At 40.0% G+C, this 12,348-nt stretch carries 12 protein-coding genes, 1 tRNA gene, 1 rRNA gene and 1 pseudogene; 7 read left to right on the forward strand and 8 right to left on the reverse strand.

Annotated features, from left to right (window positions below):
• Position 1: 1 nt before the first annotated feature.
• The 3 genes from L650_RS0103545 to nudE all read right to left on the reverse strand — a co-directional run bounded on the left by L650_RS0103545 (position 2) and on the right by nudE (position 1,580).
• Positions 2–75 (reverse strand) — tRNA-Met (locus tag L650_RS0103545).
• Between the two features lie 148 nt (positions 76–223).
• Positions 224–1,015: a 3'(2'),5'-bisphosphate nucleotidase CysQ gene (gene cysQ, locus L650_RS0103550; RefSeq protein WP_004588670.1), complete on the reverse strand. Its 792-nt coding sequence runs from the start codon at positions 1,013–1,015 to the stop codon at positions 224–226.
• A complete protein-coding gene (gene nudE / locus L650_RS0103555) occupies positions 1,008–1,580 on the reverse strand; it encodes an ADP compounds hydrolase NudE (RefSeq protein WP_029772216.1) in 573 nt (190 codons plus the stop codon). The genes cysQ and nudE overlap by 8 nt, the downstream gene beginning before the upstream one ends.
• 62 nt (positions 1,581–1,642) lie before the next feature.
• Here nudE and yrfG point away from each other — a divergent pair, with 62 nt between their 5' ends.
• The 3 genes from yrfG to L650_RS23550 are packed head-to-tail and all read left to right on the forward strand — an operon-like array spanning position 1,643 to position 4,361.
• The gene (gene yrfG / locus L650_RS0103560) at positions 1,643–2,290 is read left to right on the forward strand and encodes a GMP/IMP nucleotidase (protein WP_004588668.1); all 648 of its coding nucleotides are present in this window, start codon (positions 1,643–1,645) and stop codon (positions 2,288–2,290) included.
• 32 nt (positions 2,291–2,322) lie between these two features.
• The gene (locus tag L650_RS0103565) at positions 2,323–3,144 is read left to right on the forward strand and encodes a hypothetical protein (RefSeq protein ID WP_029772217.1); all 822 of its coding nucleotides are present in this window, start codon (positions 2,323–2,325) and stop codon (positions 3,142–3,144) included.
• On the forward strand, positions 3,144–4,361 hold the full coding sequence (locus tag L650_RS23550; RefSeq protein WP_085065419.1) for a methyltransferase: 1,218 nt from the start codon (positions 3,144–3,146) through the stop codon (positions 4,359–4,361). The genes L650_RS0103565 and L650_RS23550 overlap by 1 nt, the downstream gene beginning before the upstream one ends.
• Here the strand turns inward: L650_RS23550 and dut are convergent.
• The 3 genes from dut to L650_RS0103585 all read right to left on the reverse strand — a co-directional run bounded on the left by dut (position 4,358) and on the right by L650_RS0103585 (position 5,615).
• A complete protein-coding gene (dut, locus tag L650_RS0103575; RefSeq protein ID WP_029772219.1) occupies positions 4,358–4,813 on the reverse strand; it encodes a dUTP diphosphatase in 456 nt (151 codons plus the stop codon). The two genes, L650_RS23550 and dut, sit on opposite strands and share 4 nt — an antisense overlap.
• A gap of 97 nt (positions 4,814–4,910) precedes the next feature.
• Positions 4,911–5,279: a YacL family protein gene (locus L650_RS0103580; protein ID WP_029772220.1), complete on the reverse strand. Its 369-nt coding sequence runs from the start codon at positions 5,277–5,279 to the stop codon at positions 4,911–4,913.
• Between the two features lie 111 nt (positions 5,280–5,390).
• Positions 5,391–5,615 carry a hypothetical protein gene (locus L650_RS0103585; protein ID WP_024031970.1) on the reverse strand — a complete coding sequence of 75 codons (225 nt, stop codon included), beginning with the start codon at positions 5,613–5,615 and terminating at the stop codon, positions 5,391–5,393.
• A 311-nt stretch (positions 5,616–5,926) separates the two neighbouring features.
• Between L650_RS0103585 and uvrD the strand changes: the two genes are divergently transcribed.
• From uvrD to L650_RS0103600, 3 genes are read left to right on the forward strand one after another with little or no spacing between them, the layout of a single operon-like run.
• Positions 5,927–8,092, forward strand: a complete 2,166-nt coding sequence (gene uvrD, locus L650_RS0103590; protein ID WP_004588663.1) for a DNA helicase II — start codon at positions 5,927–5,929, stop codon at positions 8,090–8,092.
• Positions 8,070–10,130, forward strand: coding sequence for a GNAT family N-acetyltransferase (locus tag L650_RS0103595; RefSeq protein ID WP_029772221.1), 2,061 nt, complete (start codon positions 8,070–8,072; stop codon positions 10,128–10,130). The genes uvrD and L650_RS0103595 overlap by 23 nt, the downstream gene beginning before the upstream one ends.
• A gap of 58 nt (positions 10,131–10,188) precedes the next feature.
• Positions 10,189–11,037, forward strand: coding sequence for a hypothetical protein (locus L650_RS0103600; RefSeq protein WP_029772222.1), 849 nt, complete (start codon positions 10,189–10,191; stop codon positions 11,035–11,037).
• A gap of 49 nt (positions 11,038–11,086) precedes the next feature.
• Here L650_RS0103600 and L650_RS0103605 read toward each other — a convergent pair whose 3' ends face one another.
• Complete coding sequence (locus tag L650_RS0103605) at positions 11,087–11,743, reverse strand: NAD(P)H-dependent oxidoreductase (RefSeq protein ID WP_024031966.1); 657 nt, start codon at positions 11,741–11,743, stop codon at positions 11,087–11,089.
• Positions 11,744–11,880: 137 nt separating this feature from the next.
• Here L650_RS0103605 and L650_RS24450 point away from each other — a divergent pair.
• Positions 11,881–11,979 (forward strand): annotated as a pseudogene (locus L650_RS24450) (sugar O-acetyltransferase); the annotation flags it as partial.
• Between the two features lie 151 nt (positions 11,980–12,130).
• Here the strand turns inward: L650_RS24450 and rrf are convergent.
• Positions 12,131–12,245, reverse strand: a 5S ribosomal RNA gene (gene rrf / locus L650_RS0103610).
• Positions 12,246–12,348 lie beyond the last annotated feature (103 nt).

Here is a 12,348-nt window from a genome sequence, read left to right on the forward strand (position 1 = left end):
GTTGCGGGAGCCGGATTTGAACCGACGACCTTCGGGTTATGAGCCCGACGAGCTACCAGGCTGCTCCATCCCGCGCCTGAAATTTCTTTGAAATAGTTTCGTGCTAATAACGAGCCTGTTTCGAAGAGAGCGCTATAATATAGGAATAAACTTATATTGCAAGGCTTTAACTAGTTAATTGTGTTCAACCGAACAAAAAGCAACCAGCAAACACTATAAATAGCTATCTCTGATGTGGGCTTATCATTTTTTGAAACTCCCAATCTGGGTGTCCCATTACAATAAAGTCAGGATTTTCAGTGCTCTCACGCTGGTTATAAGTAAGCGGATTAAATTCTGCATCGGTTATACACCCGCCCGCCTCTTCTACAATAACTTGTGACGCGCCGGTATCCCACTCGCCTGTAGGACCAATTCGTAAAAAGCAGTCGGCTTTGCCCTCAGCAACTATACATGCTTTTAGCGAGCACGAGCCTACTGCAATAGTGGCAAACTGCGTATTTAAATACTGACTGACCGCTTCAATTTTTTGTCTACGACTTACTGCCAACGTTAGGTTATCGGGTGTTGCTACCGACATTTTTGTGTCGCTACCATTTTCTCGTTTAAATGCACCCTGATTAGCAGTAGCAAAGTAAGTGATCCCTTTTGCTGGCCAATGAATCACACCTAAAACGGGGTGATTATTTTCAATAAGTGCAATATTAACGGCAAAGTCACCACTTTCTAAAATAAACTCGCCAGTGCCATCCATCGGATCTAATAACCAATAGCGTTGCCAGTTCTTTCTTTGGGCAAGTGCCGGAATAGGCGTTTCTTCCGACATGATAGGAATGTCGGGCGCAAGCGCTTTTAAACCAGCAACAAGCACATCGTTAGACGCTAAGTCTGCTTTTGTAACAGGCGTAGAGTCTGATTTTTCTTGCTGGCCAATATCGTCTTTTTTATAAATAGCCATAATGGCATCGCCTGCACTTTGTGCAAGTTCAATACAAGGCTCTAGTAATTTATTCATTTGCAGCTCCAGACGCTAAATACTTATTTAATAATAGCAAAGCGGCAACACTGCGAGCTTCGGTAAAATCGTCTTGCTCTAATAATGACTGCCAATCTGTTAATGGCCACTTAACAACCACTAAAGGTTCGGGCTCATCACCTTCTAACGTTTGCGGATATAGTTGCTTAGCAAATAAAATATGCATGGTCGCGTTAAAGTAACTTGGCGCCATTGATACTACTTTTAGCGGCTCAAAAAATTCAGCACCAAAACCCACTTCTTCTTTAAGCTCTCTGTTTGCAGCTTGCTGTGGTGTTTCGCCAGGGTCTATCAAGCCTTTAGGAAAGCCTAATTGGTAGTCGTTTGTGCCCGCGCAATATTCACGTACCAGTAGCATTTCGTTATCTGCAGTTATTGGTACAATCATTACAGCCCCGCGGCCACCGCCACGTATGCGCTCATACTGGCGCTCTTCGTCATTAGAAAACTTAAGCTCTAACGATTCAACAGTAAATAAACGGCTTTTAGCAACTACATTGTTACTAATAATTTGAGGCGGAGTTGGGTGCTTTTTCTGTGTCATTGGCGTTATTTTGCTATCATGGCAGTTGTGCTTAATCATAAACTTTTCACAAGGAAAAGCCCATGCTAAATTGGTCAAAAATCGATACCGTTTTACTCGATATGGACGGAACATTACTCGATTTACATTTCGATAGTCACTTTTGGCTTAACGTTGTACCAGAGCAACTTGCGCTCACTCGCAATATTACCCTTGATGAAGCAAAAGCCGATATGCACAAACGCTATCAAGCGGTAAGTGGTCAAATACAGTGGTATTGCTTAGATTATTGGCAAGAGCAACTCAATTTACCGATAATGGAATTAAAACGCCAAACCCAGCACTTAATAAAAGTACGCGAAGATGTGCCCCACTTTTTAACTGAGTTAAAAAAGGCAGGTAAAGAGCTAATTCTTTTAACTAACGCCCACCCTGAAAACGTCATGCTTAAATTTGAACATACCGCGATAGATAATTATTTAGATGGCGTGGTGTCTACTCATCAATACGGAGTGAGTAAAGAGCAGCAAAGTTTATGGCATCAAGTACAAAAAGACTTAGGGTTTAATAAGCAGCGCACTTTGTTTGTTGATGATAGTGTGCCTGTTTTAAATGCTGCCCGAGAATACGGCATTGAACATTTACTTGCGGTGGCCAACCCAGATAGCCAGCAACCACATAATGTAATAGCCGATTACTTAAACGTAACCGACTACAGAAATATTATATAAACTAACTTTAGTCATATATAAAAGGAATTAATATGTCCCATACTATAAAAAGAGCATTTAAGTGTACTTGCAGCTTACTCTTGAAATTTATAAATTTCATTGCTCGAATAGTATTAAAATTTGTAAATTTTATTGTCCAGATAGTATTTCCTCTTTTAACTCTTGCATTTGTAATTACTTTATTTTGGTTGCTTTATGAAAAGTACTCCAATTCAAGTTACATTACAGAATTTTTATCTGGATTAATTTGGTTTGGTAATCAACTTGATAACAGTTCCTCAAGTTCGGATATAAGCTCAGATCTTATTGCATTTACAAGTGGAAGTGTTTCCTTAATTCTTACCGTGTACGCTTTTTGTCAATACAAAAAAGCTCAGTCAGATATTAAGAAAGCTTCACCAATTCAGACCAAAGAAATAAAAAAGGATGGAGTGGATGATTTAAAAATAATGCTACCTTTCTATCAGAAAGCAAAAAAGGTAACCGTTTTTGCTGGTGACTTCAGCTGGATAACGACAAATACTGAAATGCTTGAAGCAATATCGGCTCTTATTAATAAACAAGCGATTAACTTTGTGAGCTATAAAACGGAAGATATTGTTAGCGCAGCTATAAATGATGACTCTTTATTTAAAAAAGTTAAACCTTTTATGACTTTTTCAAACCCACAGCATTTAAAATGTTCGTTAGTTGAACACGGCTCAGAGCAAGCTTTCTTGTATAAAGTAGCCAATGCATTTGGAGAAGTGGATAGTAACCCGTACGTATGTATATTATTTCCAAAAGATAATGCAAAGCAACTTTGCCATACATTGAACAACCTCTGTGTACAGGCTAATGGGAGAAGTCAATAATGAACTGGATTATTTGCGGGATGCATGGTGCAGGAAAAACTTCAGCGGCACAAAAGTTTGCTCAATCAAACTACAACGTTATATCTGTAAGCAGTGTACTTCGTAATTTAGCAGCAGATGAATACAATATAAAAGACATGACTCCCATACAGCTATTAGCCTTTGGAGAAAAGTATTTAGCTGAATTGGGCGAACAAGAGCTAGCTAATGAGTTATTAAAAAAAGTCAGCCTATCTATGAATAATGTAATTGAGGGTATTCGGCCATTACAAACAGCGCTGACTCTTAAAAAGGCTCTGCATGCTAAAATAGTTTTTATCAAATCATCTAGTCAAAAGAGATACTCAAGAATAAAGGAAAGAGAGGGTTTAACATTTCAAGAATTCGTATTCAAAGAAGAAAATGTTGTTGAGAAAATGTCATATGAAATTGAATCCCATGCAGATTATATTATTTATAATGAAGCTGATTTAGATGACTTTTATAAGCAGATAATTAAAATTAAAGATGAAGAAGAAAAATTAAAAAATGACTGGAAATATGCTGCAGAAAAAAGAAAAGAGCAAATTGAAAGTGGTTTAGATATTACATACCATAAAATTTTCCTACCGAAATGGTTGGAAATAGTTGAAAGTTCTAAGGCAAAACATGCTCTTGAAATTGGCGCTGGAACAGGTCATTTAACGAAAGAAATATCATCGAAAGTAATATCTCTAGATGCTATTGAGCCTTCGCTATCGATGTTTGAAGTAGCTAGCCAAGTCCTAAGAGGGAGTAAGGTTAATATATTTAATGAAAGTTCTTTTACGTTTAAAACTGAATTTAAGTATGATTTGATATACTCACATATGTGTTCCCATTGCATTAAAGACTTTTCAGCTCATGTAGATAAAGTTATGTCGTTCTTAGGAACGGGTGGAGACTTCATATTCTCAATACCTCACCCATGTTTCTATCATTTTTATAAAAATCATTTTAAAGACGATTTTGATTATGTAGAAAAAAAAGATAAAGATGTAGATTTTATTATTTCAAGTGACCCCAATAACGTACTTGATAAAGTTTCTTTTTATCATCGACCTTTAGAGTACTATATAAATACTTTAGCTGACAAAGGTCTTAACATAGCTCACATTATGGAGGTAACTCCTAATAACATGGGCATTGACCTGTATTGGGAGTTTCCTCGATATTTAATCATAGACGTAAAAAGTTAGCTTTTACCTGAACTACCAAAACCACCTTCACCACGCTCAGTCGCATCAAATCCGTTAACAACGTTAAACCCTACTTGTACAATCGGCACAAACACAAGCTGAGCTATTCTTTCACCCACTTCAACGGTATATGCTTTATTACTGCGATTCCAAAGAGAAATAAATATTTGCCCTTGATAATCTGAGTCAATAAGCCCAACTAAATTACCCATAACTAAGCCGTGCTTATGACCAGATCCTGAGCGAGGGATTATAGTAGCGGCAAGGCCATTATCTTTCATATGAACTGCAAAACCAGATGGAATAAGCTCAACTTGCCCAGGTTCTAAAACTAGATCGGCTTCAATACAAGCTCTAAGGTCAATACCAGCAGAACCTTCTGTTGCATATTTTGGTAATGGGAATTCAGTGCCTAGGCGCTTATCTATAATTTTTAAATCAATATTTCTCATTTTCACTTTCTACTTTGAATAAGTTTATAAACAGAATAATACAGATAAAATGCTGATTGTGCATTGCTGTATATTTTTATTAGTGTGCTAATTATGTTTATCGTGACGTCGTAAACTCAGCCCACGACTCTATTAAATCTATAAAATCTTCAAAGCCACAACCACTCACTAGGCCATTTTCTTCAAGCATTAAGTCATCATCTTGATAGGCGACTAAATCTTCGCTGTCTTGGTGTAGGGCATGGGCTTCAAATAAGGCTTCGTCTTTAGAGAGTATTAAGTCTATCTCTTGGCCTTTTAACGTTATTGGCTCGTAACTTGTTTTTACCGAGCTAATAAGTGCTTGTACCATCGCGACTTTTTCTTTGCCAATTTCTTCGTTTAACCAGCGGCCAATTAGAGCATGCTCGCTGCTTATTTTAATGCGCAGCCCACTAATAGGGTCACGTATAAATTGATATTCCATAATTTTTACTTTTAAAACGCTAATGCACTAATTATACCCATAAATAGCCTTAAACACCGACCCTAAAACGCAAAATAGCGCCAATGGGCGCTATTACTTATTTTATGATCACTAATCTCTGGAGCGGTATCTCGCGGCGTCAATTATTGCCCAAACGTATACTATCGCGGCAATAATCCCTGGCACAACTAAAAACCACAGTGCGGCACCGCCAAAAAAGAAAATAGCAAATAGTAAAGCAGCTAAAATACGCCCTTGTACTAATTGACCTAAACCGGGGAAAAATATATTACATAGTGCTGCAATTACATTACCACCTGAACCTTGTCCTGACATACTCACCTCTGTAGTTAATTAATTTTAAGTTTTAGTTATTTACTTACTATCACACTTTATGCCAATTTATTAAAGCTTAAAAATCAAATAGTTAAATTACTACTAAATAACTGCTTTAGTATTTTTTACTAAATATAGGTCAATTTGATTATTTTTATTATTAATTATCGTTACTTAAGAGTACAAAAAAGCGACTAAGCGATTAGTTTTACAAGTATTTTTAGAATAGCTGTTCATAAAAACAGTATTTTATTTAGCCTAACAAAAACACCTGTTATACTGCCCCCATTATTGATTGAAAAGGCGTAACGATGGACGTTTCTGAATTACTCGATGGCTTAAATGACAAACAACGCGATGCCGTTGCAGCCCCACTACAAAACATGCTGGTATTAGCAGGTGCTGGTTCGGGTAAAACACGTGTTTTAGTTCATCGTATCGCGTGGTTAATGCAGGTTGAGCAAGCCTCTGCTTATAGTATTTTTGCGGTTACCTTTACTAATAAAGCCGCTAAAGAAATGCGCACCCGTGTTGAAGAAACCCTAAAAGCCCCTGTCGGTGGCATGTGGATTGGTACATTCCATGGTTTATCACACCGTATTTTGCGCGCTCATCACCGTGAAGCAAACCTGCCAGAAGCCTTTCAAATTTTAGACTCTGACGATCAACTTAGAATGATCAAGCGCTTATTAAAATCAATGAATATTGATGACAAAAAGTGGCCCGCCAAACAATTTGGCTGGTACATCAGCGCTAAAAAAGATGAAGCCCTGCGTCCTAAAGATATTCAAGCCTACGATATAAACGAGCAAATGATGCTACGTGTATATGCCGCCTATCAAGAGGCGTGTGACCGTGCAGGTTTAGTAGATTTTGCAGAAATACTGCTACGTAGCTACGAGGTTCTTAAAAATAACCCTACGCTACTACGCCATTACCAGCAGCGCTTTGCCCACATGCTGGTAGACGAGTTCCAAGATACCAACACCATTCAATACGCATGGTTAAAGCTACTTGCTGGTGATACACAAAGCATTATGATTGTAGGCGACGATGACCAAAGTATTTACGGTTGGCGCGGCGCTAAAATAGAAAACATTAAACGCTTTTTAACTGATTTTGACGCCGAAACCATTCGTCTTGAGCAAAACTACCGCTCAACCGCGACCATTCTAAAAGCATCTAATGCGCTAATTAAAAACAATTCAGAGCGCATGGGTAAAAGCCTTTGGACCGATGGTAACGAAGGCGAGCCTATATCAATTTATGCCGCCTTTAACGAGCTAGACGAAGCCCGCTTTGTAAGCAGCAAGCTACGCAGCTGGTTAAATGCTGGTAATGCGTTGCAAGACGCCGCTATTTTATACCGTAGTAACGCGCAATCTCGTGTACTCGAGGAAGCCATGCTTCAAGAAGGCTTAAAATACCGTATTTACGGTGGTATGCGATTCTTCGAACGTCAAGAAATTAAAGATGCGCTATCGTACTTACGATTGGTAGGAAACCGCCAAGATGACGCCGCATTTGAGCGTGTAATTAACACCCCTGCGCGCGGTATTGGCGATAAAACACTTAGCCATATACGCGACTGTGCGCGTGCTGAGTCTCTGCCTCTTTGGTACGCAGCTAAAGCAATTGTTGAACAACAACATTTATCGGGTCGTGCGGCAAGCGCTGTTACAAAATTTGTAGAGTTGGTAGAGCACATAGAAGATAAAATTAGCGACCTTACACTGCAAGAGCAAGCCAAATACACTATCCAAACCTCTGGCCTTATGGCCATGTATCAAGCTGAAAAAGGCGAAAAAGGCCGAGCTCGCGTAGAAAACTTAGAAGAGCTTATCAGTGCCTGCGATCAGTATGAACTCCCCGAAGAAGAAGAGTTTAGCTCACCATTACAAGGCTTTTTAGCCTACACCTCACTTGAGTCTGGTGAAGGCCAAGCCGATGAACACGAAGATGCGGTGCAAATGATGACTCTTCACTCTGCTAAAGGCTTAGAGTTTCCACTTGTGTTTATGGTGGGCGTTGAAGAAGGCATGTTCCCATCGCAGCAAAGTAATGAAGAATCAGGGCGCTTAGAAGAAGAACGCCGCCTTTGTTACGTGGGTATGACCCGTGCCATGGACAAACTTTACATAAGCCATGCCGAAAGCCGTCGTTTATACGGCCAAGAAAAATACCATAGCCCATCGCGATTTTTACGTGAAATACCCGAAGATTGCGTAGAAGAAATTCGTATTAAAACACAGGTATCACGACCGCCTGCTGCAGGACGTTTTAGCGCATCAGTAAGCCATGCTGTATTTGAAGAAAGTGGTTTTAACTTAGGCCAACGTGTACTGCACGCTAAATTTGGTATTGGCACTGTGCTTAATTACGAAGGCAGTGGCGCGCAATCGCGTGTACAGGTTAACTTTGACGACCTTGGCAGCAAATGGCTAGTAACCGCATATGCACGACTTCAAGCTGTATAAGCACTGTGTTGAGCAATTAACACAGCAACTAACTGGCGCAAAGCATCGCCAGTTAGTGCTGATTACAGGCCAGCCTACTTGGTGCTATGAGCTATTAAGCGCGTTAACCCGTTCGGATGATGTAAAGCTACTTTCAAGCAGCCTTGCCAATGCAAGTTGGCCTGAGCATACTCATCAACTACTTGGGCAAGAGTTTCCTCATGCCGTTTATGATGGCTTTAGTGGCATTTACCCCGATAAACTCGCTGCATTAGCCGGCACCGTAAAAGCCGGCGGGCTTTTATTTTTATTACTGCCTGATTTACAACATTTAGCCTCATGGCAAGACCCTGCGCTGCAAAGCCTGCAATCTTATGGGTGTAGTAATCAGCAAAGCTATTTTAATTTACGTTTTTCTCGCCTTTTACAAACGCTACCTGCCATACACTTTGATGAACACACTGTCTTTAAACAGTCGCCGCTCAAAAGCAATGTAACAAATAAAATTGAGTATCAGGCGCAGCAACAGTGCGTTGAGCAAATAATTAAGGTGGCCACAGGGCGTGCGAACAGGCCTTTAATTATTAATGCCGACAGAGGGCGAGGAAAATCAGCCGCGCTAGGTCTTGCAGCCGCAGCATTACATGATAAAAAAATCATTGTATGCGCAACACAATTTAGAGCCACCCATAGCTGTTTTAAGCATTTAGCTAAAACCTTACAGGTGGAATACAAGGCTCAGCAAAAACATTTAGCTAATTTACAATACATGGCGCCCGATGCACTGCTAAATCAGTTGCCGCAATGTGATTTATTACTGGTCGATGAAGCCGCCGCAATCCCTGTCCCGCTACTGTTAACCATGTTAAAGCACTACCCGCGTATAGTATTTGCGAGCACCTTGGTAGGTTACGAGGGTAATGGCCGAGGCTATACCATTCGCTTTACGCAACATATTAAAGCAAATTACAAAGCGGCAAAAATTGTAAACTTAGAAGAGCCTTTACGTTTTGCCAAGGGCGACCCTCTTGAGCAACATGTACGCACACTCTTTGCTTTAGATGCACAATATAACGAATACCCACCCGCTTTAAATAGCATTGAGCATATTGAGGTCACTCAACAGCAACTCGTTGACAATGAGCCTTTACTGCAGCAAATAGTTGCGTTGCTAGCACTTGCCCATTACCAGAGCAGTGTTAACGATTTACGCCAATTACTTGATGCCCCAGCGCAAAGGCTGTTTATTAGTAGATGCGACATGCATGTTGTGGGTGTGTGTTTAATAGCAGTTGAAGGCGGTATGGATGCAGAGCTAGCTAAGCAAGTAATCAGTGGTGAGCGCCGCCCACAAGGGCATTTAATGGCGCAATCGCTCGCGCAATTAAGCGCACAGCCAAGCTATTTAACAAAACAAAGCGCACGCGTTATTCGTATAGCTGTTGCACCTAACCTGCACCAACAAGGCGTAGGTAAAGCATTGCTAGCGCATTGCCAACATCAGCTAACACCCACCTGTAGGTATATAGGTGCAAGTTTTGGGGCTACAGCAGGGCTTTTACGTTTTTGGCAATCTCAGGGCTTTAGTGCTGTAAAGCTAGGTTATCAGCGAGATAAAAGCACGGGTGAGCACTCAGCCCTCGTTATTAAAGCATTAAACACATCCACGCAGGGCTTACATACCTTAGCTCAGCAATTTAAAAGTGATTTGTTTTATGGTTTATTAACGCACTTTAGCCAACTCGACAGTGAGTTAGTCAGTGAGCTAATAAGTAAATTTATCGATGAATCTAGCTCGCCCAGCCCACCTATAAACACTGCAATTAATACAATAAATCGCTTTAATACCGCGCCAAAACTATGGTATTTATTTAACCACTCCCCATCCTGCCTAATGGCAACTAAAAGTGAAGATCGCCACTTGCTGATACAAATGGTATTACAAAACCACAGTAATGAGCAGCTAATCAAGCAACATTGCTTAAATGGAAAAAAAGCCTTAGAGCAACAATTTAAACTCGCAGTTAAGTCACTAATTAAAAAACCACACAACCTTTAAGCTATTTATCTATTTTGTTCTATCCTTAAAGCATTACAAGGCAATTAAAGATAAAGGTATGGAATTCATAAACTTTCAAGTGGGCTGTAAAACCATTTCACTTAAAATTCTCGATATTTTACTCACCGAGCGGTTTGATAATAACCTCACTACATTGCCAAATAACAATAAGAGCTTTATTGGTGTAAAAGACTACATGGAAACACCCACGCCGGTGTTCGACCTAGGTGTTATTTTAAATGGCAGCTCTACAGAGCAAAGTAATAAAAAAGCACTTAATGAGCTAAGAACCTGGCAAGCCTCGCTTAATGATTGGTTTAGCCAATTTGAAAAAAGCATCGCGCAACAGAGCCACGTAATAACAAACGATAAAACTCAGCTGCACAACATCGCCGTATTTTATAAAGAGTTTAAAACTGACAACAGTGACCTAAAATCTATCATAGAAAAACTTGATGAGCCTTTTCAAGCGCTAGTAACAGCTACAGATCGCGCAGTTAGTGCTCATAACGAGCAAGACTATAAACAAGCCAGTAAATATTTAGCGAGTATAAAGCACAACAGCTTTATGCAATTACAACGTCTGTTTGATGCGGCAAAAGAGCAAATAACACTCGATTATAAACCTATTATTGTTTTTACTACTAAAGATGGGCTCAACCCGCATATCGGATTACTAGTAGATAAAGTAGAGGACAATATAGATTATAAAAAAGAAGACATTAAGCCACTCGATAAATTAACCGAAGTAGGCTTTGATATAGACCCGCAAACCAAAGGCATGATGCGAGGGCTAATAAAGTTAGCCGAAAAACACAGTGTTTTAATAGACCCTAGCGCAATATTTAGACCTGATCATTTAGCACAACAGGAAGACGAAGGAACACAAGCGTATGGTTTATTCTAAAAATAAAAAAGCCGAGAAGGCTCTCGGCTAATTAGCTTATAGCAACACGTTATACAGTCGCTATAATATCTTCAACAGGTAAACGCGCTTTAGGTTTGCCAAAGTTCCAATCTTCTTCTTCAACTGGGTAACCCATTGCAAGTGCCACTTCACAAATATGGCCATCAAGCTCTTCGCTAAACTTCTCACCGATTAACTCTGGGTCAACACCTTCCATAGGCGTAGATGCAATATTTAAACGCGCCAGTGTATGCATAATGTTACCCAGTGCTAGGTAAACTTGTGCTTTAGTCCAGCTGCCATTGTAGCCATTTTCATCCGTATTCATTTCAGCAAAAGCGTAGGCACCCATAAAGCTTTCACGCAGTTGCGCTGGTAAGTGACCAGAGCTCACTTCAACATCCACACGTTTAACAAACTTCTCTTTAGTAAACTTAGGATCGTAAGCTAATAACAGCGTATGCGACGCTTCTTTAGCGTGTAATTGATTAAACTGGTGCTTGTTAGCAAATGTATCGTGCAAACGCTGCTTAGCTTCATCACTTTCTACCAATACAAACTTCCAAGGTTGAGAGTTGATTGAAGAAGCAGACAAGCGAATAGCTTCTTTAATTACGTCAAGATCCGCCGATGAAATACGTTTGCTCGTATCGTATTTTTTAGCCGTGTAACGGTTATGTAAGTCTTTAATAATTTGATGAGACATGCTCTTCTCCCCTTTGGTAAGGTATGTAAATACAAGATGGAGCAAGTTTATAGGGTTTGCTATCAATTGATAATTAGCAGAATACTTAAAAGACTTTCTAAAAAAATTTGATAATAGATCAAGCCCATACCTTTTGGGATAACAGTGTTATTGGTGCGGGATCTGTAGTAACTAAAAATGTAGAGGCGGATACTGTTGTTGCTGGTAATCCAGCTCGTGAGATAAGAACACTATAACTATAATCGATGCTTTTTTGCGTCGGGTGTCGCTTTACTCGCCCGACCTACGTGATAGGTTTAAAAGTGAATTCATTGCGAGTGCTTTTTTCAATTTCCTGTAGACGTAAAAAAGCCCGGCTCTTTCGAGTCGGGCTTTCTTGTATTTGGAGCCTGGCAATGTCCTACTTTCACATAGCAAATGCTACACTATCATCGGCGCTGTTTCGTTTCACTACTGAGTTCGGCATGGGGTCAGGTGGGTCCAAAACGCTATGGTTACCAAGCAAATTAGGTGCAAAGGAGTAATGACAAGCACGTAGTGCTTCTTTTTCCTTTCCGCAAGGTGCCTCAATGTTAACGCTACGCGCTAAGAGTCACCTCATAAAT

Source organism: Pseudoalteromonas sp. TB51 (assembly GCF_000498055.1).
Taxonomy (GTDB): Bacteria; Pseudomonadota; Gammaproteobacteria; order Enterobacterales; family Alteromonadaceae; genus Pseudoalteromonas; species Pseudoalteromonas atlantica.

Bases quoted from the DNA above. Each gene is read 5' to 3' on its own strand.
- cysQ (WP_004588670.1), bottom strand. From the start codon at position 1,015: ATGAATAAATTACTAGAGCCTTGTATTGAACTTGCACAAAGTGCAGGC.
- nudE (WP_029772216.1), bottom strand. From the start codon at position 1,580: ATGACACAGAAAAAGCACCCAACTCCGCCTCAAATTATTAGTAACAAT.
- yrfG (WP_004588668.1), top strand. From the start codon at position 1,643: ATGCTAAATTGGTCAAAAATCGATACCGTTTTACTCGATATGGACGGA.
- L650_RS0103565 (WP_029772217.1), top strand. From the start codon at position 2,323: ATGTCCCATACTATAAAAAGAGCATTTAAGTGTACTTGCAGCTTACTC.
- L650_RS23550 (WP_085065419.1), top strand. From the start codon at position 3,144: ATGAACTGGATTATTTGCGGGATGCATGGTGCAGGAAAAACTTCAGCG.
- dut (WP_029772219.1), bottom strand. From the start codon at position 4,813: ATGAGAAATATTGATTTAAAAATTATAGATAAGCGCCTAGGCACTGAA.
- L650_RS0103580 (WP_029772220.1), bottom strand. From the start codon at position 5,279: ATGGAATATCAATTTATACGTGACCCTATTAGTGGGCTGCGCATTAAA.
- L650_RS0103585 (WP_024031970.1), bottom strand. From the start codon at position 5,615: ATGTCAGGACAAGGTTCAGGTGGTAATGTAATTGCAGCACTATGTAAT.
- uvrD (WP_004588663.1), top strand. From the start codon at position 5,927: ATGGACGTTTCTGAATTACTCGATGGCTTAAATGACAAACAACGCGAT.
- L650_RS0103595 (WP_029772221.1), top strand. From the start codon at position 8,070: ATGCACGACTTCAAGCTGTATAAGCACTGTGTTGAGCAATTAACACAG.
- L650_RS0103600 (WP_029772222.1), top strand. From the start codon at position 10,189: ATGGAATTCATAAACTTTCAAGTGGGCTGTAAAACCATTTCACTTAAA.
- L650_RS0103605 (WP_024031966.1), bottom strand. From the start codon at position 11,743: ATGTCTCATCAAATTATTAAAGACTTACATAACCGTTACACGGCTAAA.